Here is a 21,307-nt window from a genome sequence, read left to right as displayed (position 1 = left end):
AAAGAAAATTGGTGACATATGTTAGAAGCAATTATTTTTGATATGGATGGTGTGTTGATTGATTCGGAATATAGCTATTTTGAAGCCAAAGATAGTATTTTAAAAGATGAAGGAATCACTGTACCTGGCAGTTATCATAGTAAATTCATGGGCACTTCTTATCAGTATACTTGGGAAACAATGAAAGCAGAATTGGGTTTAAAAAAAAGTGCGCCAGTTTATATCGCTGAAATGATTAAACGACGGGAAGAAATTATTAAAAGAGATGGGATTAAACCGATTAAAGGGGCAAAAGATTTCGTGAAAAGATTAAAGACAGCTGACGCTATCCTTGCTGTCGCTTCATCTTCCCCTTTGACGGAGATTGAAAAATCATTAACAGAAATTGGCATTTATACTGACTTTGCAATTATTACAAGTGGAGAAGAGGTAGAACATTCTAAGCCAGCGCCAGATGTCTATTTATTAGCAGCAAAACGCTTAGGAATAACAGCTAAAAACTGTTTGGCAATAGAGGATTCTCCCAATGGTAGTATTGCGGTCAAAAAAGCCGAGATGGTGGGAATAGGCTTTGCTAATCCTGATTATCCTACGTTGGATTTAGTATCGGATAGGATAGTGACCACATTTTCAGATTTGGATTATGCAAAGTGTCAGGAAATTCATCAACAATTTCGTTAAGGATAGTATCCTCAATCAAAAAATCAATATGTAGCGAAAACGTAAAAATTAGCCTACCAGCTGATTCTTACGTTTTTTTGTTTTGAAAAGTCTCGTCTGATTTATCAAAGCAAATGATGCCATTTTTGGTCTGGAGTCTAAAATAATAGCTCTAAAAAAAATGAACAATAAAAATATCAATTTTCAGCAAAATATCTTGGAACATAGGTACACATTAAAAGTTATTTTTTCTGTCCTTGGTTAATATAAATTTCGTTATTTTTATTTTCTTTTTCTGCTGTGGCATAGTTTTCAAAACGTTTAAAAAGACGCGCTTCAAATTCGTTGCGGGGCGTGAAAGTTTTACCTTGTTTCTCTTTAATAGTCTTTACTTGTTTCAAAAAAATCAACTCCTATAGTAATTTATGGAAAAATATATTCCTTTGTTGTTGTTATCTTAGCAAGAACATTTGTTATATAAAAAAGTTATGCTTATCTTTTTTTATTTTTATTAAAAAAATTTAAAAAGACTTGATAGTAATCAATTTCTTGCAATGATTTTTTAGTTAAACTAAAGCCATCAAGTCAAGTAAAGGAACAGATGATAAACATCAAAATGATGCCGGCCTATCTTTTTTTATTTCATTTTAAAAAAGGTTACACAGATTTGATGACGATAAGGAGGAGAAAAAGTGAAATATCAACAGCTGATTTTACGTCATAAAAATACTATTGCGCTTACTAGCGGTGGTCTGATTATTATTGCTTTTATTAATAAATTAAGTCATTTTACCGCAGGCTATACAGGTGCTATGGTGGTAGCTTCTATTTTAGGAGGTGCACCAATTTTTATTCAAGCTTATCAAGCTTTACGAGTAAAAGTTGTAAGTATTGATTTATTGGTAACCATTGCTGTAATTGGTGCTTTTTTAATTGGAGAATTTAATGAATCGGCGATGGTGACTTTCTTGTTTTTATTTGGCAGTTTATTAGAGCAAAAAACATTAGAAAAGACCCGCTCGGCAATTAAGACACTGGCGCAAATGGCACCGACTACGGCGTTTGTAATCCGTGCAGGGGAAATTGAAGAAATAGATGTAGCAAAAGTTGATGTGTTGGATCATTTATTAGTTAAAACCGGCGGACAAGTGCCAGTAGATGGCGTTATTAAAGCTGGCGATGGTTATTTAAATGAAGCAAGTGTGACGGGTGAATCAGAAATTGTGCATAAAGTAGAAGGTGATTTTGTGTTTGCGGGGACGTTACTAGACAATGGTACCTTGGAAATTGAAGCACAAAAAGTTGGAGAAGATACCACCTTTGGGAAAATTATTGAGTTAGTGGAAGAGGCGCAAGATAGTAAATCCACTGCCGAACGCTTTGTCGATCGTTTTGCTAAGTTTTATACCCCCTTGGTTTTAGTTTTAGCTTTGGTAGCAGGGCTAGTTAGTCGCAATTTGTCTTTGGCAATTACGATTTTAGTACTGGGGTGTCCTGGAGCGCTTGTTATTGGCGTTCCGGTTTCAAATGTAGCGGCCATAGGAAATGGTGCCAAGTTTGGAATCTTATTAAAAGGCGGAGAGGTTTTGGATAATTTTAGTAAAGTCGATACTTTTGTTTTTGATAAAACGGGAACACTGACTACCGGAAAACCTACTGTTGCGGCTGTGCAAAATTATAGAGGTGATCGAGAAGAAAATCTACGCATACTCGCGAGTGTGGAAAAAGAATCAGACCATCCATTAGGACATGCTATTTTAGGTTATGCAGCAGTAGAAAAATATTTATCTGTCGAAAAAACTGAGGTTGTAAAAGGCAGCGGAATTCGGGCAGTTATTGGAAGTCATGAAGTATTAATAGGAAATGAAAAGCTATTACAAGAAGCCGGCATAAACATCAAAAAAGCCCTGCAAGATCAAATCAGATTGCAAGAAAATGGTCATTCCCTAGTTTATTTGGCAGTAGATGGAAAACTGGCGCAGCTAGTGGGGGTAAAAGATCAAATTCGTCCTCAAGTAAAAGAAACATTGGTGCAATTAAAGAAAATGGGGATAAAGAATTTCATCATGTTAACAGGAGATAATGAAAAAACCGCTGCGATTGTAGGCGCTTCACTGGAAATAACAGAAATCCACGGGGAACTTTTACCAGCAGATAAGGCTGAATTTATTACAAAACTACAAAAATCTGGACATAAAGTAGCTTTTGTTGGCGATGGTGTAAATGATAGTCCTTCTATTGCGTTGGCAGATATCGGAATTGCGATGGGCAATGGAACAGATGTAGCCGTTGAAACCTCAGATGTTGTTTTGATGAATTCAGATTTTACCAAATTGGTTCACGCCTTTGCCTTAACGAAAAAAACAGTGGGGAATATGAAAGAAAATATCACCCTTGCTGTTGGAACAGTGATCTTTTTATTAGTCGGGTTAATCTTTGGCTATATTTACATGGCCAGCGGCATGCTCGTTCATGAATTGAGTATATTAGTAGTAATTTTAAATGGGATGCGTCTACTCCCTTTTAAAGTGGGAAAACTTGATAACTATCAAGTTCTTAATTCCAAGGAAGTCTTACAATAAAAGCAACCAAAGCAGAAAGAAGGATGGAAGATGGCAAAAGTAATTATACAATTGGGCGCTTTAACTTGCCCTTCTTGTTTACAAAAAATTGAAAGTGCAGTAAGCAAAGAAGCTGGAGTAAAAAAAGTCAAAGTCTTATTTAATGCTAGCAAAGTCAAAGCAGAAATTGATACGAGTCAAACAACGGGTGAAATTTTGGCAAAGACAATCGAAAAACTAGGTTATGAAGTACAATCTGTTAAAGTAAAGGAAGCGTAAAAGATGGATGCTGCAGAAAAATATCAAGTTGAATTAGTCCAAAGTGATAAAGATCATCATACCCCAACAACAGGTGCTATGAGTGGTCATATTTTAGCCAATTTATTTATCCAACGAAATAAATTACGTCAGGCTAATTATTATTTAAAAGGGAGTAAAGTGGCTTTTGGCGGTCAAATTGAAGGTATTATAAAAAAAGAAGATGAATTGATTGACCACTTAAATCAATTGTTGTTAGATGAAGGAGAAGTTATTCCCACCACTACGGCAGAATTCATTCAGTATGCAATGTTAGAAGAAAGTGGACAATTAAAATATGAAACGATGGAGACAATTCTATTTACAGCTGTACAAGATTTTAATACTCAAAATTTATTTGTGACACGGGGCATCAAATTAGCAGAAAAAGAAGAGAAATTCGCTTTAATCCAATTTTTGCAATCATTATATGGTTGGTTAAAAGCCCAAAGTCGTCTTTTTCAAAGCTTCATTGGCCACGATACACTCGAAGGTTTATTGGTAGAGTCGCTTTAAAGGAGGAACTCGCATGGCACAGAATCACTTATGTGTGACTTTAGTACCGTTATTTAATCACTTAGATGAAGAAGATCAGCACAAAATCAATCAGTTGGTTCAACATCACATTTTCCAAAAAGGCGAACAAGTTATTACTCCTGATGGACAAGCACAATTGGTAATTGTGGCAAGGGGAAATTTGAAAGTGTATCAATTATCTGCTGCTGGGAGAGAACAGCTATTGCGGGTAATAGAACCTGGAGGCTATGAAGGCGAAAATCTACTTTTTGGCGCTACGAATCATAACTTATTTAGTGAAGCATTACAAAAAACTGAAGTCTGTATTTTAAAGCAAAGGGACTTTAAACAATTGCTGCTGGATTATCCAGAGCTTAGTCTAAAATTGTTGGAGATAAATGCCGAAAAGATGACAAAGGTGGAACAACAAAGTCAATTTTTGACCATAGAAAAAATTGAAGAACGTTTAGCAATTTACTTGCTGGATTTAAGTAAAGTCGCCCAATGTAATCAGGTCACAATTCCGATGAAAATGAAAGAACTCGCAGCATTTTTAGGCACTACGCCAGAAACACTGTCCCGTAAATTCAAATTATTGGAAAAAATGCAATTAATTTTACGAACAGGCTATCATGTGGAACTGTTGGATAAAGCTGGACTAGAAGAATTATAAGAGCTAAAAAGAGCGGATAAAATTTTATTATCCGCTCTTTTTAGTAAGAAAACAGAAGTTGTTTTTATTAAGAAGAAGTAAAAATTGATTAAGCGGGTTGATACCTTTCCAATCGCCTCTTTTCAGGGCCTCTTTTTTTAGGTAAAATGAAAGCTACGAAAAAATTTTAAAGGAGAACAAACATGTCACAATTACCGAAATGTCCAGAATGCGGGTCAGCGTATACATATGAAGATCGCGGCTTATTTGTTTGTCCAGAATGTGGGCATGAATGGAGTGCTTCTCAAGTAGATGAGCAAGTAACAGGAGTGGTTGCAAAAGATGCCAATGGTAATTTTTTACAAGATGGCGATAGTGTGACCGTGATTAAAGATTTAAAAGTAAAAGGTGCTTCGAATCCGATTAAACAAGGAACCAAAGTAAAAAATATTCGCTTGGTGGAAGGCGACCATAATATTGACTGTAAAGTAGATGGTTTTGGGCCAATGAAATTAAAGTCAGAGTTTGTCAAAAAATTATAAACTTCCTTCCGATTCTCTTCACAATATTTTCATGAGTAACATGGTAAAATAGACTTAGTTAATTTTATCTGATTTCATGAGGGAGGAAATGATTATGTATGGAATGGGTTATGGCTTTATGCCCTTTTTTGATCCAACGATGATCTTAGTAATTATCGGTTTGGTGCTTTCTGGGATTGCATCAGCTTATGTAAATAGCACGTTTAGAAAGTACGATGAAGTAAAAAGCCGCAATCATGTAACAGGCACCCAAGCGGCGCAATACATTTTAAATGATCAAGGGATTAATGATGTAGGCGTACAAGGAATTGCTGGGAATTTGACAGATAACTATAATTCGCAAACAAAAATGTTGAGTTTATCAGAGGCGACGGCTCAATCCACTTCAGTAGCGGCCATTGCAGTAGCCGCCCATGAGTGTGGACATGCGGTACAAGACGCCAAAAGCTATGTGCCATTACGTTTGCGGGCAGCAATCGTGCCGGTAGCGAATTTCGGCTCAACTTTAGCTTTTCCAATTATTTTAATTGGCTTTTTCCTAAGTGCGCCAAAATTAGTGACGATAGGTCTTTGGGCGTTTTCGTTGGCGTTGATTTTCCAATTGGTAACTTTGCCAGTTGAATTTAATGCTTCGGCTCGAGCTTTGAAAATTTTGAGTAATGGTAATTTATTATCTGATGAGGAATTACCAATGGCACGAAAAGTATTGTTTGCCGCAGCATTAACTTATGTGGCTGCTGCTGTTGCCACTTTCTTACAATTGTTGCGCCTTATATTGATCTTTGGTGGGAATCGCAGAGATTAGTCTTTTTAATACGTGATCGACTTTGGTCGGTGGCGTATTTTTTTATACCTTTACTCCTGCAAAAGTCTTGATCTAAAGCAAATCTTTGCACTTTTGGCAAAGTTTTGACAAAATAATAAGTATAGGAAACGATTGTGATAAAAATCGAGCTGGAGGCACGACATGAATAAAAAAGAAATTGCGATACGCGCGCTTGTGGCGCTAGTGGGAGTGGCTATATTGGCATTAGGAGCCACCACTTTACGGATGGGGAAAGTGGGATTAGATCCCTATACGTCGACAAATATTGCATTGGGAGAAAAATTTGGATTATCATTAGGTGTCTATCAATTGCTGGTGAATCTCATTATTTTGGTATTGATTTTTATTTTTGGTAGAAAATATATTGGTGTCGGCACGGTAATCAATATGGTATTAGCTGGCTTTTTCATTGATTTTTATACCGAAATTTTTACCAATCTCAATTGGGTAGCCGAAACAATTGTAATGCAAGGAATTTTTTTGATAATTGGAATTTTACTTTTTAGTTTTGGTGCTTCTTTATACATGGGTGCTGAACTTGGTAATGCACCATATGATGCGATTGCACCTGTAATTGTTGATAAAACTAACGCACCTTATCGCGTGGTCCGGGTGATTCAAGACGTTACTTTCAGTGTCGTCGCCTTTATTTTTGGCGGTCCAATTGGGATAGGTACTTTTATTAGTGCTTTTTTAACGGGACCATTTATTAGCTTTTTTGATAAAAAAATTACCCACCCCGTTGTACATTCTCTAACGAAAAGTTCTTCATACTAATAATAAAATCGGTGTGAATAAGCACTGGTTCTCAACGTTAAAAGCGCTTTTGTTTTTGCTATTTTTGGCTCTGTGCTATGATGAAGATGTAGGAAACTTTATAGATAGGGGCTGACAAAGATGAAAAATAAAACAAAAGTGACAATTGGATTAAGTATTGCAGCGGTGGCCGGAATTACAACAGCGGTGATTGCATCAGATGCTGTGATTAATAAAATTCGTCATAAAAAAGACCGATATAAAGTAAAACAATTCGTTGGCGATAAATTTGATGGCAATGAAAAATTAATGTCAGTAGTGGATAATTTATCCGATGATGAGTTAGATTCATTAATGGGTGTCATGAAAAAAATTAAATCCGGCCGTAAACAAATTTCTGTCTATGGGGATTCGTTAAAAGAAACAACGGAAAGTTTAAAAGATAAATTAAGCGGTTTGATCGATCAAATTGTCTAATAAATAAAAAAAAAGAGGGGCCTCATCTTTCGGGCTACCTCTTTTTTTTTGACTCTTTTATAGAAAAATGAGTTTAAGCAAATTTTTTATAATAAAAAAAACGAAACCGAAGTCTCGCTTAACGTCATTTTAATCAGACACATGGCAGATCCTGCTTAGTGCTGCTTCCTTCCAGATCTGACACAATTCACAAGCCTGCCATTGTCCTAGCCTTGCGGCAAGAATTAGTATAGCGTATTTCCGGCTGTTTGGCTAGTCTTTTTCAAAAGTTTTATTCAAAGGCTTGTTTTAAAGCGGGTTTGGGGACTTTTTCGCGGCTTTTCTTTTTTTGCGTAATTCACGGAAAAAATCGGTTAGAAGCTGGCCGCACGCGGTTGATAAAATGCCCCCTTCCACATAAGACCAATGATTAAAGCGCTCGTCTGTCAAAATTTTCATAAGCGAACCAGCAGCACCGCCTTTTGGGTCATATGCGCCAAAGTATACCTCTTCTACGCGGGCTAATTGCATCGCACCACTACACATGGGACAGGGTTCTAATGTAACAAATAATTGGCTGCGTTCTAAGCGCCAACTTTCAATATTTTGACATGCTTGGCGGATGGCAAACATCTCGGCATGGGCGGTTGCATCTTGGTCATGTTCTCTTAGATTATGGCCGGCACCGATAACTTTGCCGTCTAAGACTACAATTGCACCAATAGGCACTTCACCAATGGCTTGCGCTTTTTTTGCTTCTGCTAAAGCAAGTTGCATATAGTATTCTTTTGTTTCCTGTGTCAAACTGCTGCTTTTTTCCACGTTTTTCACCTCGCCAAATTCTAGCATTTTTTTGTTCAAGATAAAAGAAATGCCTTTGCAAAATTGGCAGTTTTGCAAAGGCACTAGAGGAGAAGAAATGAAAAAATTATTGGGTATGTCAATAATATAAGGCGGCTAACTTAATTTAAGCTTAAAATGGCGTATTCTTTTACACCTTTTTTGAACTCCGTTACAATCTAAGTAAGGAGTGATGGTAATGGAGAAGAAACCCACCCGCTGGATTAATTTTTTAGGGGGACGCAATTTAATTTTTACTTTAGTGGCTTTATTATTAATGGGGGCTGTTTTATGGCTGTTTTCACAGCTGGATTTCTTATTTGATCCTTTTGTAACCATTTTTAAGGCCATTAGTGGGCCGCTAATTTTAACGATGGTCTTATATTATTTATTTAATCCTATTATCGATTGGCTAGAAGCCAACGGAATCAAACGGGTGATTAGTGTTGCGGCATTATTTATTATTTTAATTGGTTTAGTTGTAGTAGCAGTCGTACTGATTAGTCCAATTATTCAAAAACAAGTTCTTTCACTTGTTTCATCTTTCCCGGATTATGTGGATAAAACCATTAAAATGTTAACAAAATTATTCGATAATTCACCTTTTGAAGAGTCGTTGGATCAGACGATGGAAAAATTACAAAATTGGTCAGAAGGACTGTCTAGTCGGTTAACCGATTATTTATCCAATGTTCTTAAAGGTGCATCAAATGTGGTGTCAACTATCACCAGTACGGTATTAATTATTGGAACTGCACCAATTATTACCTTTTTCTTATTAAAAGATGATCGTAAATTCTTTCATTATGTTACCAAATTAATTCCACCTCGTTTTCGCAAAGATGCCAAAGCGATTGCAGGTAGTATGAATACGCAAGTAGGGGCTTATTTGAAAGGACAAGTCTTAGTCAGTATTGCCATTGGTTTATTGACATTTCTAGGCTTTGTCATCATTGGGATGCCTTATGCCGGCTCGTTATCGTTATTAACGGGGGTTACCGCGATTATTCCTTATATTGGACCTTTTATTGCTTTTATTCCGGCTTTTATTGTGGCATTAATGTCTTCTTTTGGCATGTTAATAAAAATGTGTTTGGTCTGGGTAATTGTTCAAATGAGTAATGGTCATTTGATTGAACCGGCCGTAATGGGAAAACATCTTTTAGTCCATCCAATTACAATTGTTTTGGTTTTACTTGTGATGGGGGATTTAATGGGAATGTTCGGACTGATTTTTGGGATTCCAATTTATGCGGTAATTAAAGTGTTGTGTATTTATTTTTTCCGCAAACTAAAGAGCCGTTACAATCGGTTTTATGGTGAGTATGGAAAGTATGAAGAGACTGATTTTGAAGAATAAAAAAAGTGCTGGCAGAAAAGCTGAATCTGCCAGCACTTTTTGTGTATACGTAAAGTTCTTATATGATTTTCCCGAGGAATAAGGCCAATGTATCGAGGTTATTGATGATAGTCTTCATAACGAGGGGAATTTGCTTTTAATTCATTTTGTTCTTCTAAACTTAATTCACTAAAGACATCATTGCCGTCTAAGAAAGATTCCCAATCAGAAGTCATCAATTCGTTCAGCCCGTTTTCATCATGCTTTTCCCAGACCTCAGTTTTAACGCCATCTGGGGTAATAAAATGTCCTGTTTCATTTTTGGTCGTCTTTTTTAATTCAGATAAGTCATGTTTTTTACTAAATAGTTTTTCCCATTCCGCTTTTAATGTGTGTTTCATCTTCATTCCTCCTTTTATGCTACTAAATTCATTTTAGCAAATGGCAGGCTAGGGGTAAAAGATTTAAAACTCGATTATCCAAATAAGACGCTGTGAAAAAAATGTGCTAGTCTAAGTTTAATAGGTGACATACTTTTAGAAATGAGGCCTTTATATGGAAAAAATTACCATTATGCATACGAATGATTTACACTCCCATTTGGAAAATTGGCCGAAAATCAGACGTTATCTGGAACAACGTCAACGAGAATTGGCACAAAAAGGACATGGTGCAATTACAGTCGATCTCGGAGATTTTGTCGATCGCTGGCATCCCTTATCAGAAGCGACTAATGGTCAAGCCAATATCGCTTTAATGAATGAGGTTCATTATGATGCCGCTACGATTGGAAATAACGAAGGAGTCGGCAATTCTAAATATGATTTGAATCATCTTTATGATGAAGCAAATTTTGATGTACTATTAGCCAATTTATTTGATAAAAAAACGTTGCGTCCACCAAAATGGTCCCAAGAATATAAAATTATTACCACCCAAGCAGGGACTAAAGTAGGATTAATTGCCCTGACTGCACCATTTCCTCTAACCTATAGCCCCAATGGTTGGGATATCCGCTATCCTTTGGAAATTCTGCCCAATTTAGTTGCACATTTGCGTCCTCAGGTAGATGTATTGGTGTTAATGAGTCATTTAGGCATTGAAGATGATCAGTTGATTGCAAGTGAAATGCCAGAAATTGATGTTATTTTAGGTTCCCATACCCATCACTTGTTTCCCGATGGCAAAGTAGTCAACGGCGTACAATTAGCCGCAGCTGGGAAGTTTGGTTATTATATTGGGGAAGTCCGTTTGGAATTAGAAGACCATAAAATTATTTCAAAAAAAGCCCGGACGATTGAAACGGCAACATTAACAACTTTTCCAGAAGATGAAGAGGAAATTAGCGGTTATTTGCAAAAAGGGCATGACTTATTAAAAGCTCAAAAAGTAGCCGTTTTGCCTTATGATTTAACCTTGGATTTAGATGGACAACAGCGCCTCATCGATGCAACTTTAAAAGCAGTAGAACAAAGGGGTCAAACGGATGTGGCGATTTTAAATAGCGGCTTATTTTTAGAGGCCTTGCCAAAAGGTGCAGTCAATCAAGATCAATTGCACACAACTTTACCCCATCCAATGCATTTGTTAAGAGTAACTTTGAAAGGTGCAGATGTCCGGCGTTTAGTTTTAGAAATGGAAAAAAACCGCAATTTTTTACGTAATTTCCCAATGATGGGCATGGGGTTTCGCGGTAAAGTTTTTGGTGTCATTACGTATGATGGTATCTTATATGATGCCGTAAACCACGAAGTTTATTGGCTGGGAGAAAAACTTGTCGCAGAACAAGAATATAGTTTTACCACTGTCGATCATTTTATGTTTGTGCCGTTTTTCCCTACCATCGAGATCGCCGGAAAATATGAATTTTTATTTCCAGAATTTATCCGCAGTGTGTTGGTAGCGTATTTGCAAACTCACTATCCAAGTAAATAAAAACAAGGTATAATGAAAAACAGGTGGTGAAATCATGACAAAAGAGAACAAAAATCTAACCGAAGAATTGACGACGGTTTTAGAGGAAGTCGCAACCGAAGAAGTGGCAAAACCGCAAAAAGGGGAGCTTGTAACGCCGATTAATGAAACAGATTTTATGATTGGACAACGTCAGTACAAGCTTGTTTATGACCACCGGGATGGCTTTGATGCTGAGAAATTAGGGGAACGTTTCAGCGAAGTTTTGGCGCGGTATGATTATATTGTTGGTGACTGGGGCTATGAGCAGCTACGCCTGAAAGGTTTTTTCAATGCCGACGATAAAAAGGCGCAACCAGAGCAACGCATTGATACTTTAGAAGATTATTTGTACGAATATTGTAATTTTGGCTGTGCCTATTTTGTCATTCAGCGAATCGGCAACAAACGGGAAAAAACACAAACCCGCAAACGTCGAAAGAAAAATTACAATAATCAACCGGCAGCAGCCCATATTGCTGAAAAGAAAACAGATGTAAAGAAAAAAACAAAACCGGTTTTAAAGAAAAAAAGTGAAAAACAGCCAACAAAGAAAACCGAAACAGTGACTAAATCGGCAAAAAAAGAAGGCAAAAAAGGTAGCTTTACAATTAGGAAGCGAGAAGATTAATGTACAAAGGATATTTAATAGATTTAGATGGGACCATCTATCGCGGGCAAGAACCAATTCCTGCGGGAAAACGGTTTGTTGATGAATTAAAGCGGCGTGACTTACCGTTTTTATTTGTAACCAACAACACCACCCGTAGCCCTGAAACAGTGGCGCAACGGTTAAAAAATGAGTTTGATATTGAAGTCGCTCCCCAAACAATTTACACTGCTAGTCTGGCAACAATCGACTTTATGAAAGCCGATAACAAGGGCAAAAAAGTCTTTGTCATTGGTGAAGCTGGTTTGATTGATTTAATTTTAGCAGCAGATTTTACTTGGGAGGAAGAAAATCCCGATTATGTCGTCGTGGGTTTAGATAATCAAGTTACCTATGAAAAATTTGTCTTAGCTACTTTGGCAATCCAAAAAGGGGCCACCTTTATTGGTACGAATCCGGATAAAAATATCCCCACTGAAAGAGGTTTATTGCCGGGGGCTGGTTCTTTAATTTCATTAGTGGAAACAGCAACGCAGACCAAACCTATTTTTATTGGCAAACCTGAAGCGATTATTATGAACAAAGCATTGGAACAAATCGGTCTTTCAAAAGAAGACGTCATCATGGTCGGAGATAATTACGAAACAGATATATGTTCGGGGTTAAATAATGGTATCGATACATTATTGGTATTATCTGGCTTCACCCAAAAAGAAGAAGTGGCGACTTTACCTAAAGCACCCACTTTTGTTCTCAATTCTTTAGATGAATGGAACTTTGAAGCATGAAAAAGATGATGGCACCTTGGCAAAGACGCCTGGGATTAATGAGTCTTTTTTTGACGGTAATTACACTAGTGATCACCATTGCCATTAACTTTCGGCCATTGTATGTCTTAGATATCCATTATTTAAATATATTGGATGCTACTACAGTTGGCAAAGCGACTTTATTGAAAAATTTTGATCAATTGATGGCGTTTTTGAATAATCCTTTTGCCAGTAGGTTAGCATTACCGGATTTTCCCATGTCTGAAGCAGGTCGGGGACATTTTATTGATGTTAAAAAGTTATTCATGTTTAATTATGCCATTTTTTTGGTGACGTTTATTCCTTCAATTGTCTTTTTAATGAAGTTAAAGAAACAACAGAGTTTGTGGCGCTTAGTGCGTCCCTTCCAATGGGGGATGGGAATCCCGATAATTTTAGGATTTGTGATGGCTACAGGATTCGATCGTTTTTTTGTTACGTTTCACGAATTGCTTTTTCAAAATGACGACTGGCTATTTGATCCGCGGACAGATCCAATTATCAACGTTTTACCAGAAAGCTTCTTTATGCATTGTTTTATTTTAGCTTTTGTTTTATTGGAGTTGTGTTTTTTAGCGCTGGTATTATGGGGACGCCATAGTTTAAAACAAAAAAACAACGCTCACCATTGAGGAGCGTTGTTTTTTGTAGGGAAAGAAATTATAATCTTTGGCTTTATCGCTTGAGAGGTTGTGACAGAAGTGGTCAGCTGCAAGAAAATAAGAAAGGATTGCGGAAAATTATTTCTTAAATTTTTGCGAAAATTCGGCTTATTTCCGAAGAATTTGCTTTTGGAACACCGCTTCTTCGCAAAAAAGGAGGTATGACAAGGTTTTTGTCACACCTCTTTTTTAGATGCAAAACTATTGGGTGATGTAGTGAGAATCACCGGGATTTTGATGAGCCAAACGACTAGCAGCAGAAGCAGCAATGGCGCCAACAATATCATCGAGAAATGTATGGACATGTTTGCCGTCATGACTGTTTAATTCTTTTAAAATTCCCGGTTTTACTTTATCAATATAGCCATAATTGGTAAAACCAATTGAACCATAGACATTAACGATAGAAAGTGCCAAAATTTCATCGATGCCATAAAGTCCTTCGTCATCGGCGACAATTTCTTGGAGCGGATCCAATAATTTACCTTCTTCGGCTAAAATATCCAATTGGATACCTGTGATAATGGCGTTGTGCACTTCTCTTTTGGTTAAGACACTATTGACACTTTCGACACATTTTTCTAAGGTGATGTCTTGAATATAATCTTTTTGTAAAAACATAACCAATTCGCCAATTTCATCTAGTGTAACCCCTCGACTTTTTAGTAACTCCCGGGCTTTTTCTTCCAGTGTTTTTGTTTCAATTACCATAAAAATCCCTCCAATTCTCTGGTGTAAGATTAACTCTTCTTTTATGGTATACTATCTACCAACTTGAAGCAAAGAAAAGGGAGGGTATCATGAAACCTTTAATTGAATTTTGTGAACAAAATTTAAGTCGGCAAGGAAATATACTGTTAGAAGATGACGAGCTAAAGGAAAAAGCCGATTTTTTAATTACTAGCTGCTTAAGTATGTGCGAGCTTTGTGCGCAAAAATTATTTGTAATGGTAGAAGGGGAAGTTATTATAGCGGACACCATGGTGGAACTATTAGAAAAAGTGAAACGCGCTATTCGGGAATGGGATGAATTTTAAAAAAGACCCAAGAGTTATGCTGTCTTTTGTACCAGCTAACAGTTGGCAAACAATAAACAGAATTTTCTTTTGGATCTTTTTTATGAAGCAATAAGCATGCGTTTCTAAAATAAACTCGTACTATGAGCCGGTTGGGTACGGTTTTTGGGATCAATAAAATGCAATGCATTGTTAACGGCAGTTGGCGCTTCACCAAAGCCGGTGGCAATCAGTTTGACTTTGCCATCATAACCGGCAATATCGCCACAGGCATAAATTCCGGCAATTGAAGTGCTCATATCTGAATTAACCGTAATCGTTTGTCTTGTTCCGGCTAAATTCCATTCTTTAACATTGAGATTGGAAGTAAAACCATAATTTACGAGCAAATGATCAACAGCAAGTTCAATTTTTTCTTTTGTTTGTACCTGTTGTAAAGTAATCCCATCAACAAAATCTTTCCCTGTTACTTCGCTAATCACATAAGGTGTCATGATGTTAACAGAAGACTGGTAAAGTTTTTCAACGCTGTGTTCTAAGGCCCGAAACTTATCTCGCCGATGAATCAAATGAACTTCAGCGGCAATGGGTTCTAGCATTAAAGCCCAGTCAATTGCGGAATCACCACCACCAGCTAAAGCCACTTTTTTACCTGCATATTTCATCAAATCGTTGACATAATAATCAAGTCCGCGGTTTTCAAAGTTTTCAGCACCCGGAACGTTTAGTTTGCGGGGTTGAAATGAGCCATTTCCTAAAGCTAAAATTGCCGCTTTAGTATAGTGGGTCTCTTTATTTGTTGTAATGACAATCAGATCTTCTTGTTTTTCAATGTGTATGACTTCTTCACCTAAACAATAAGTATGTGGAAAAGTTTGTAATTTCTTCTCTAAGACTTGAACCAAATCATTGGCCTTTATTTGAACGTAACCAGGAATGTCGTATATATTTTTTTCAGGATAAAGAGTGGATAACTGGCCACCTAACTGAGGTAAACTATCGATAATTTTTGTCTTCGCATTGCGCATGCCCGCATAAAATCCGGCAAACATACCAGCGGGACCTGCACCAATAATGGTAATATCATACACTTCCATCTTGTTTCCTCCTTGCTTTTTATGACGATGAAACTTTGCAATAGCTCTAAGTATAAGGGCAAAAAGTTGTTTTTTCTATTAAAACGTTTTAGCGATTGAATTTGTGAGAGTTCCTTAAAGTTCTCTTAGTAAAAAACAGTCCATTGCATTGTGAGCAGTAGGTAATAAGGGTGCGGGAAGTGATTTAAAATCATACTTTTGATAAAGTCTTAAAGCTGCAGTTAAGCTGTGGTGACTTTCTAAATAGACGGCCGCATAACCTGCTTTTGCGGCAAAATTTAAGGCAGTAGTCATTAACTGATGACTGTATCCCTTTCCTTTTGCTTTATCGCTTAAATAGAGTTTTTGCAATTCACAAATGTTTTTGTCTTCCTGAAATTCTGCGATACCGACTCCGCCAACTATTTCATTGTTTTCAATTACAACAAAATAATTTCGTCTTGGCGATTTTTCGTAGTAATGGGAGAGGTGATTTAGCTCAGGATCATAATAAGCCGTGCCGGGAATGGCTAAGTTGTAAAATTCAAGATTAGTGCGGATGATTTTGGCTAACGATAAATCATCTTCTTTTTTAATGGAACGAATTTTCATATTACACCTCCGCAAGTTTTAATAAATTTCCCGTTAGTATAGCAAATCTCTCAAATTAAAATCAAGAATACGTGGCAAAATAAACGAAGTCTGCTATCATGAAATTAATCCATTAAATTGAAGGAGGAATTATCGTGAGCGATTTTCCACAACTAACATTAGAAAACCAAACAGGTCACAAAGCATTAATCAAAACGAACCGGGGCAACATTTTAGTACAGCTATTTCCTGAGCTGGCACCAAAAACAGTTCAAAACTTTGAAGAATTGGCGAATAAAGGCTACTATGATGGCGTTATTTTCCATCGTGTTATTCCTGATTTTATGATTCAAGGTGGCGACCCAACTGGTACTGGTATGGGAGGAGAAAGCACATTTGGCGGTACTTTTGAAGATGAATTTTCAAAAGAATTGTTTAATGTTCGCGGTGCATTGTCTATGGCGAATGCAGGCCCTAATACCAATGGGAGTCAATTCTTTATCGTGAATAATCAAAATGTTCCTGGTAATATGTTGGGACAATTAGAAGGTGCTGGCTATCCTTCAGAAATCATCGAAGCCTATAAACAAGGGGGCACACCTTGGTTAGATTTCCGCCACACTGTTTTTGGACATGTAGTTGAAGGCATGGATGTTGTAGATGAAATCGCCAATGTAAAAAGAGGGCCACAAGATAAACCTGTTCATGATGTTGTGATTGAAACAGTTGAAATTTTAGCAGATTAAATAAAAAACCCGAACAAGATAGACTTCTTATGAAGAAATCATCATCTTGTTCGGGTTTTTTATCTAAGGTATTTTTACTTCTGAAACATCATCGGTTACTAATTCAGCGTAATCGGTAGTTTCTTCTCTTACATGATGCGTTGTTTTTAATTCAATGAAATGAATCAAACGCCCCACCAATAAAAGCGCCACTAGAGTACCAACACCAATCCCACTTGGTTGACCAAGAAAAATCATACCGAATAAGAAAGCCACGGTAATCATCGTTAGATCAAAGTAAAATTTGACTTGACCAAAACGCTTCCCTTTTTTTAAAGCGATAATTTCAACCAAGCCGTCGGGAGGATTTAAAATTAGTTTGGAATTCACCATTAAAAAAGAACCCACACTGGTTGCAATCACCGCTGCCATTAAAAGTAAAACTTTTCCGACCAGCGTGGTCACCACAAAATTGCCTAATCCTAATGTGACATTATAAAAATCCACTACTGCGCCAAAAAGAAAAGAAAAAGGTAATTGTAAGAAAATTTTTAACGGAAAACTTTTGACTAAAATAATTTCCACGATAGCCAATAATCCAAAGACTAAGCTTGTGGCATTACCTAGCGTTAGACCGGTAATGGTTGCCGTGGTAAAAGGCACTGAAACCAGAGAACTGACACCCAGTTGACAACAAGAAAAAAGTACGGTGCCCAGAGCCAGAATGAAAATCCCTGGCGCATATTGCATAAAACGTTTTGCTAAATCAGGCATCTTTGTTCTCCTTTATAAAGTAATTAGGGGAGATGAAATTAAAAAAATGATATTTTCAATTGTTTTTCCTGAATTAGTGTAACAAATTTTCATGAAAAATGTAATAGTTTTAAAAAGACTGCATCTAAAGATACAGTCAAAAAAAGGGTGATTATTGAAAGGCTTGTGCGATTTGTTCTAGTCCTTGTTGCAAAGTATCTTTTGGACAAGCTATGTTTAGCCGCATATGTTGTTTTCCATTAGGGCCGAATGTAAAGCCGCCATTTAAGACAACACCTGCTTCTTCAATCATTTTTTTATTTAAGGCAGCGTCTGTTAAATTGTAAGCAGAAAAATCTAACCAGAAAAGATACGTTCCTTCTGGGCGCATGAATTTTACGTGCGGAAGATTCTTTTGAAGAAAAGCAATTGTAAATTCACTATTTTTACTTAAATATTGTAACAGTTCAGCTAACCATTCTTGGCCACCATCATAAGCGGCTTTGGTGCCAATTAAACCAAATGTATTGATCGTATCTTGTTCACTTTTGGCCTGTATAGCAGTAAAAGCTTCCTTTAGCTGAGGATTTTTGACAAAGACCATCGAATTTTTAATTCCTGCTAAGTTAAACGTTTTCGTTGCGGCAGTCAATATAATAGAAAATTCTGCAAAAGTTTCATCTACATTATGGAAGGTTTCATGTTGATAAGGTGCAAAAATCAAATCTTGATGAATCTCATCACTGACCACCAAACAATGATGTTTTTTACATAAATCTCCCAGTTGTTTCAATTCATTTTTAGTCCACACTCGTCCGCCGGGATTATGGGGATTACATAGAATAAATAATTTTACCTTTTCTTCTATTATCTGTGATTCTAGCGCCGCAAAATCTATTTCAAAATGATTATTTGCAACTTTAAGGGAATTGCGTACAAGTTTTCTATCGTTTTCTTGCACCATCTTGGCAAAAGGAGGATAAACAGGGTCATGAATCATGACGCTATCCCCAGGATTTGTAAAGGCCTGGATACTTACGGCAATACTTGGAACAACGCCTGGTGAAAATAAGATTTCATCTTTTTTAATATCGTAATGATGTTGTCTTTTTTGCCAGTTAATAATAGCATCATAAAGATCATCACCAAAAAGGGTATAACCATAAATTCCTTGTTTAACATAATCCAATAAAGCCTGCTGAACAGAAATAGGAGCAGGAAAATCCATATCTGCTACCCAAAGTGGTAATAAATTTTCTTTTCCATAGGTTTGCGCAATGCTATCCCATTTTACGCTATCAGTGTGGCGACGATCGTGTTGTTGATCAAAAATTGACATAAAAAGACCTCCTAGATTTCTAAACTTCTTTTTTATCTCTAGTTACAGTATAATGAATAAAACAAGGAGTGGAAACCAAATGTCTTATAAAATCGGCGATATTCTCGAAGGCCAAATTACTGGCATTCAACCTTATGGCGCTTTTGTTTCTTTAGATGATAAAACCCAAGGATTAATCCATATTTCTGAAGTACAATCTGGGTATACAAAAAATATTCATGATATTCTTTCGGTTGGAGAAACTATTAAAGTCCAAATTATTGATATCGATGAATATTCACAAAAAATTAGTTTGTCAAAACGAACATTAGAGAAAAGCTATATCCCCAATCGCCATTATAAAAAACGCTATTTTACAAATAAAAATAAAAAAATAGGTTTTGCCTCAATTAAAAAGGTGTTACCTGAATGGATTGAAGAAGCGGTAGTATATTTGCGCTCTGAAAACCAGGCGAAATAATTATGCACATTTTCAGAAAATGTGCTATCATAAATTATAGATAAAACAGCCGAGGTGGTATCGTGACTAATAAAAAAGTTGCTGGAACAGTAATGTTGCATTTACAAAATGGCTCAAAACGATTTTTAGTTCATGCTGTAGGAGATACAATGGAGTTAGCCTCTACCGATTTTTCAAACGAACGCACTGGCTTGGCCAATATTTTGAGTTTACTCAAAGATAGTGTCAAATTAGATGTGAAAAAAATCGACTTAGTAGAATTGACAAATGGTCAAATTGCAGAAGAGAATGTTCCCCTGTTCGTTTTTGAAACAAGTGAAGAAAAATTAGTTGGCGATTTACCGGAAGATTTTCGTTGGGAAGAGCCGCAAAGGTTTCGGGAAATCATTAGGCACTATGATATCGAAGGTGTACCTTATTTTTAATAAATCAAAAGGAGATTTTAAAATCTCCTTTTTTTGTACCTAAAAAGTCTATTAGTAAAGAAAAAAGTTAAGAAGCTAAAAAAATATTGCACGGATAAAATCCAAGCAACGCAACATTTGGTTCGCTGTTTCGCCGTAATTGATCCATTTGAATCATAAATTATAATGAAAGGATGGAAAATACGAATGATTGGAAATTTGAGTACTAAGATGATTAAATCATCAAGCTTTTGAGACGAACTTTCTGGTTGACCTTATCTTTTTTTAGTGTTAAATTAATCAACGTTGACGAAGCAGTCACACAGTTGAAAACAACTTGAAATGTTTTTGAAAAAAGTTGTTGACAATTGTAACAATGATTGCTAAACTAACGAAGTTGCTTAGTAATCAGCACATTTCTGAAATATCATTTCAAAAAGTTTTCAAAACTTTTTGAAAAAAACAGTTGACAAACAAAACGTCAGCTGATAAGATATAAGAGTTGCTGAAACATTTAAAAAGCGACAACCAAGTAAGCTAAACGAATGAGAAATGACGGCAATAAGTCAAAATCATCCGAAGTTTGAAAACAACTTCAAATGATTTCTCCTTATCGCGACAATTTCTAAACACATTCTTTTAACAGCTTATGTAGACCTTTGAAAACTGAACAAAGCAAGCAAACGAACCAATGTGTAGGATGCTTCTTTTATAGAAGCAAACAACATGCAAGCAATAGCTAGCAAAGAATCAATTTTATTGAGCTTAACAGTCTTTTGACTGTTCAAACACTTTTTATGAGAGTTTGATCCTGGCTCAGGACGAACGCTGGCGGCGTGCCTAATACATGCAAGTCGAACGCTTCTTTTTCCACCGGAGCTTGCTCCACCGGAAAAAGAAGAGTGGCGAACGGGTGAGTAACACGTGGGTAACCTACCCTCAAGCGGGGGATAACATTTGGAAACAGGTGCTAATACCGCATAATATTAATGAACTCATGTTTATTAATTGAAAGGCGCTTTTGCGTCACTTGAGGATGGACCCGCGGTGCATTAGCTAGTTGGTGAGGTAACGGCTCACCAAGGCCACGATGCATAGCCGACCTGAGAGGGTGATCGGCCACACTGGGACTGAGACACGGCCCAGACTCCTACGGGAGGCAGCAGTAGGGAATCTTCGGCAATGGACGAAAGTCTGACCGAGCAACGCCGCGTGAGTGAAGAAGGTTTTCGGATCGTAAAACTCTGTTGTTAGAGAAGAACAAGGATGAGAGTAAAATGTTCATCCCTTGACGGTATCTAACCAGAAAGCCACGGCTAACTACGTGCCAGCAGCCGCGGTAATACGTAGGTGGCAAGCGTTGTCCGGATTTATTGGGCGTAAAGCGAGCGCAGGCGGTTTCTTAAGTCTGATGTGAAAGCCCCCGGCTCAACCGGGGAGGGTCATTGGAAACTGGGAGACTTG

At 36.9% G+C, this 21,307-nt stretch carries 26 protein-coding genes, 1 rRNA gene and 1 other RNA gene (1 of these 28 running past the window's edge); 19 read left to right on the top strand and 9 right to left on the bottom strand.

The annotated features are described in order from the left end of the window. The first annotated feature begins 18 nt into the window (after positions 1-18). Entirely contained in the window at positions 19-681 is a 663-nt protein-coding gene (locus RK01_RS07830) for an HAD family hydrolase (protein WP_016172755.1), read from the top strand. A 221-nt stretch (positions 682-902) separates the two neighbouring features. On the opposite strand, the gene RK01_RS13745 is transcribed toward RK01_RS07830, so the two are convergent. Next, the gene (locus tag RK01_RS13745; protein WP_016172754.1) at positions 903-1,061 is read right to left on the bottom strand and encodes a hypothetical protein; all 159 of its coding nucleotides are present in this window, start codon (positions 1,059-1,061) and stop codon (positions 903-905) included. A 291-nt stretch (positions 1,062-1,352) separates the two neighbouring features. On the opposite strand from RK01_RS13745, the gene RK01_RS07825 reads away from it, so the two are divergent. From RK01_RS07825 to RK01_RS07790, 8 genes are all read left to right on the top strand, one after another. Then, positions 1,353-3,242 (top strand): heavy metal translocating P-type ATPase, encoded by a 1,890-nt coding sequence (locus tag RK01_RS07825; RefSeq protein ID WP_016172753.1) that lies wholly within the window; start codon positions 1,353-1,355, stop codon positions 3,240-3,242. A 30-nt stretch (positions 3,243-3,272) separates the two neighbouring features. Continuing rightward, the gene (locus tag RK01_RS07820) at positions 3,273-3,500 is read left to right on the top strand and encodes a heavy-metal-associated domain-containing protein (RefSeq protein WP_016172752.1); all 228 of its coding nucleotides are present in this window, start codon (positions 3,273-3,275) and stop codon (positions 3,498-3,500) included. Between the two features lie 3 nt (positions 3,501-3,503). Continuing rightward, complete coding sequence (locus tag RK01_RS07815; protein ID WP_016172751.1) at positions 3,504-4,034, top strand: ferritin family protein; 531 nt, start codon at positions 3,504-3,506, stop codon at positions 4,032-4,034. Between the two features lie 13 nt (positions 4,035-4,047). Next, positions 4,048-4,707 carry a Crp/Fnr family transcriptional regulator gene (locus RK01_RS07810; RefSeq protein ID WP_016172750.1) on the top strand — a complete coding sequence of 220 codons (660 nt, stop codon included), beginning with the start codon at positions 4,048-4,050 and terminating at the stop codon, positions 4,705-4,707. A 182-nt stretch (positions 4,708-4,889) separates the two neighbouring features. Next, positions 4,890-5,228 (top strand): zinc ribbon domain-containing protein YjdM, encoded by a 339-nt coding sequence (locus tag RK01_RS07805; protein ID WP_016172749.1) that lies wholly within the window; start codon positions 4,890-4,892, stop codon positions 5,226-5,228. 94 nt (positions 5,229-5,322) lie between these two features. Then, a complete protein-coding gene (locus tag RK01_RS07800) occupies positions 5,323-6,033 on the top strand; it encodes a zinc metallopeptidase (RefSeq protein ID WP_016172748.1) in 711 nt (236 codons plus the stop codon). A gap of 162 nt (positions 6,034-6,195) precedes the next feature. Next, complete coding sequence (locus tag RK01_RS07795) at positions 6,196-6,831, top strand: YczE/YyaS/YitT family protein (RefSeq protein WP_016172747.1); 636 nt, start codon at positions 6,196-6,198, stop codon at positions 6,829-6,831. A 120-nt stretch (positions 6,832-6,951) separates the two neighbouring features. Then, positions 6,952-7,287 (top strand): hypothetical protein, encoded by a 336-nt coding sequence (locus tag RK01_RS07790; protein WP_016172746.1) that lies wholly within the window; start codon positions 6,952-6,954, stop codon positions 7,285-7,287. Between the two features lie 126 nt (positions 7,288-7,413). Here RK01_RS07790 and ffs read toward each other — a convergent pair. Together ffs and tadA are read right to left on the bottom strand one after the other, a co-directional pair. Next, an RNA gene (gene ffs / locus RK01_RS13535) (signal recognition particle sRNA small type) lies at positions 7,414-7,500 on the bottom strand. Positions 7,501-7,575: 75 nt separating this feature from the next. Next, a complete protein-coding gene (gene tadA / locus RK01_RS07785) occupies positions 7,576-8,088 on the bottom strand; it encodes a tRNA adenosine(34) deaminase TadA (protein WP_016172745.1) in 513 nt (170 codons plus the stop codon). A 217-nt stretch (positions 8,089-8,305) separates the two neighbouring features. Between tadA and RK01_RS07780 the strand changes: the two genes are divergently transcribed. Further along, complete coding sequence (locus tag RK01_RS07780) at positions 8,306-9,466, top strand: AI-2E family transporter (protein ID WP_016172744.1); 1,161 nt, start codon at positions 8,306-8,308, stop codon at positions 9,464-9,466. A 98-nt stretch (positions 9,467-9,564) separates the two neighbouring features. Here the strand turns inward: RK01_RS07780 and RK01_RS07775 are convergent, their stop codons facing one another. Then, on the bottom strand, positions 9,565-9,846 hold the full coding sequence (locus RK01_RS07775) for a hypothetical protein (RefSeq protein WP_016172743.1): 282 nt from the start codon (positions 9,844-9,846) through the stop codon (positions 9,565-9,567). 154 nt (positions 9,847-10,000) lie between these two features. Between RK01_RS07775 and RK01_RS07770 the strand changes: the two genes are divergently transcribed. From RK01_RS07770 to RK01_RS07755, 4 genes are read left to right on the top strand one after another with little or no spacing between them, the layout of a single operon-like run. Then, a complete protein-coding gene (locus tag RK01_RS07770) occupies positions 10,001-11,380 on the top strand; it encodes a bifunctional metallophosphatase/5'-nucleotidase (protein ID WP_016172742.1) in 1,380 nt (459 codons plus the stop codon). Between the two features lie 34 nt (positions 11,381-11,414). After that, positions 11,415-12,029 (top strand): YutD family protein, encoded by a 615-nt coding sequence (locus RK01_RS07765; RefSeq protein WP_016172741.1) that lies wholly within the window; start codon positions 11,415-11,417, stop codon positions 12,027-12,029. Next, positions 12,029-12,796, top strand: a complete 768-nt coding sequence (locus RK01_RS07760; protein WP_016172740.1) for a TIGR01457 family HAD-type hydrolase — start codon at positions 12,029-12,031, stop codon at positions 12,794-12,796. The genes RK01_RS07765 and RK01_RS07760 overlap by 1 nt, the downstream gene beginning before the upstream one ends. After that, a complete protein-coding gene (locus RK01_RS07755) occupies positions 12,793-13,449 on the top strand; it encodes a TIGR01906 family membrane protein (protein WP_016172739.1) in 657 nt (218 codons plus the stop codon). Before RK01_RS07760 ends, RK01_RS07755 begins: the two co-directional genes overlap by 4 nt. Before the next feature lie 231 nt (positions 13,450-13,680). On the opposite strand, the gene RK01_RS07750 is transcribed toward RK01_RS07755, so the two are convergent. Continuing rightward, entirely contained in the window at positions 13,681-14,190 is a 510-nt protein-coding gene (locus RK01_RS07750; RefSeq protein ID WP_016172738.1) for a phosphatidylglycerophosphatase A family protein, read from the bottom strand. Positions 14,191-14,279: 89 nt separating this feature from the next. Here RK01_RS07750 and RK01_RS07745 point away from each other — a divergent pair, with 89 nt between their 5' ends. Next, positions 14,280-14,516, top strand: coding sequence for a DUF1450 domain-containing protein (locus RK01_RS07745; RefSeq protein WP_016172737.1), 237 nt, complete (start codon positions 14,280-14,282; stop codon positions 14,514-14,516). Positions 14,517-14,620: 104 nt separating this feature from the next. Here RK01_RS07745 and RK01_RS07740 read toward each other — a convergent pair whose 3' ends face one another. Together RK01_RS07740 and RK01_RS07735 are read right to left on the bottom strand one after the other, a co-directional pair. Beyond that, the gene (locus RK01_RS07740; protein WP_016172736.1) at positions 14,621-15,592 is read right to left on the bottom strand and encodes an NAD(P)/FAD-dependent oxidoreductase; all 972 of its coding nucleotides are present in this window, start codon (positions 15,590-15,592) and stop codon (positions 14,621-14,623) included. Positions 15,593-15,706: 114 nt separating this feature from the next. Further along, entirely contained in the window at positions 15,707-16,183 is a 477-nt protein-coding gene (locus RK01_RS07735) for a GNAT family N-acetyltransferase (RefSeq protein WP_016172735.1), read from the bottom strand. Between the two features lie 134 nt (positions 16,184-16,317). Here RK01_RS07735 and RK01_RS07730 point away from each other — a divergent pair, with 134 nt between their 5' ends. After that, entirely contained in the window at positions 16,318-16,908 is a 591-nt protein-coding gene (locus RK01_RS07730) for a peptidylprolyl isomerase (RefSeq protein WP_016172734.1), read from the top strand. Positions 16,909-16,971: 63 nt separating this feature from the next. On the opposite strand, the gene RK01_RS07725 is transcribed toward RK01_RS07730, so the two are convergent. Together RK01_RS07725 and RK01_RS07720 are read right to left on the bottom strand one after the other, a co-directional pair. Next, entirely contained in the window at positions 16,972-17,661 is a 690-nt protein-coding gene (locus tag RK01_RS07725; RefSeq protein WP_016172733.1) for a YczE/YyaS/YitT family protein, read from the bottom strand. Between the two features lie 151 nt (positions 17,662-17,812). Beyond that, positions 17,813-18,979: a MalY/PatB family protein gene (locus RK01_RS07720; RefSeq protein ID WP_016172732.1), complete on the bottom strand. Its 1,167-nt coding sequence runs from the start codon at positions 18,977-18,979 to the stop codon at positions 17,813-17,815. A 79-nt stretch (positions 18,980-19,058) separates the two neighbouring features. On the opposite strand from RK01_RS07720, the gene RK01_RS07715 reads away from it, so the two are divergent. From RK01_RS07715 to RK01_RS07705, 3 genes are all read left to right on the top strand, one after another. Beyond that, positions 19,059-19,439 (top strand): CvfD/Ygs/GSP13 family RNA-binding post-transcriptional regulator, encoded by a 381-nt coding sequence (locus RK01_RS07715; protein WP_016172731.1) that lies wholly within the window; start codon positions 19,059-19,061, stop codon positions 19,437-19,439. Between the two features lie 62 nt (positions 19,440-19,501). Beyond that, the gene (locus RK01_RS07710; protein ID WP_016172730.1) at positions 19,502-19,864 is read left to right on the top strand and encodes a hypothetical protein; all 363 of its coding nucleotides are present in this window, start codon (positions 19,502-19,504) and stop codon (positions 19,862-19,864) included. Between the two features lie 772 nt (positions 19,865-20,636). Next, positions 20,637-21,307 (top strand): 16S ribosomal RNA (locus RK01_RS07705) (it continues 889 nt past the right edge of the window).

Origin of the sequence: Enterococcus dispar ATCC 51266 (genome assembly GCF_000406945.1) — a bacterium.
In the GTDB taxonomy this organism is placed as follows: Bacteria; Bacillota; Bacilli; order Lactobacillales; family Enterococcaceae; genus Enterococcus_C; species Enterococcus_C dispar.
Note: the sequence above shows the minus strand (reverse complement) of the source record. Positions and strands in the feature narration are given on the sequence as shown.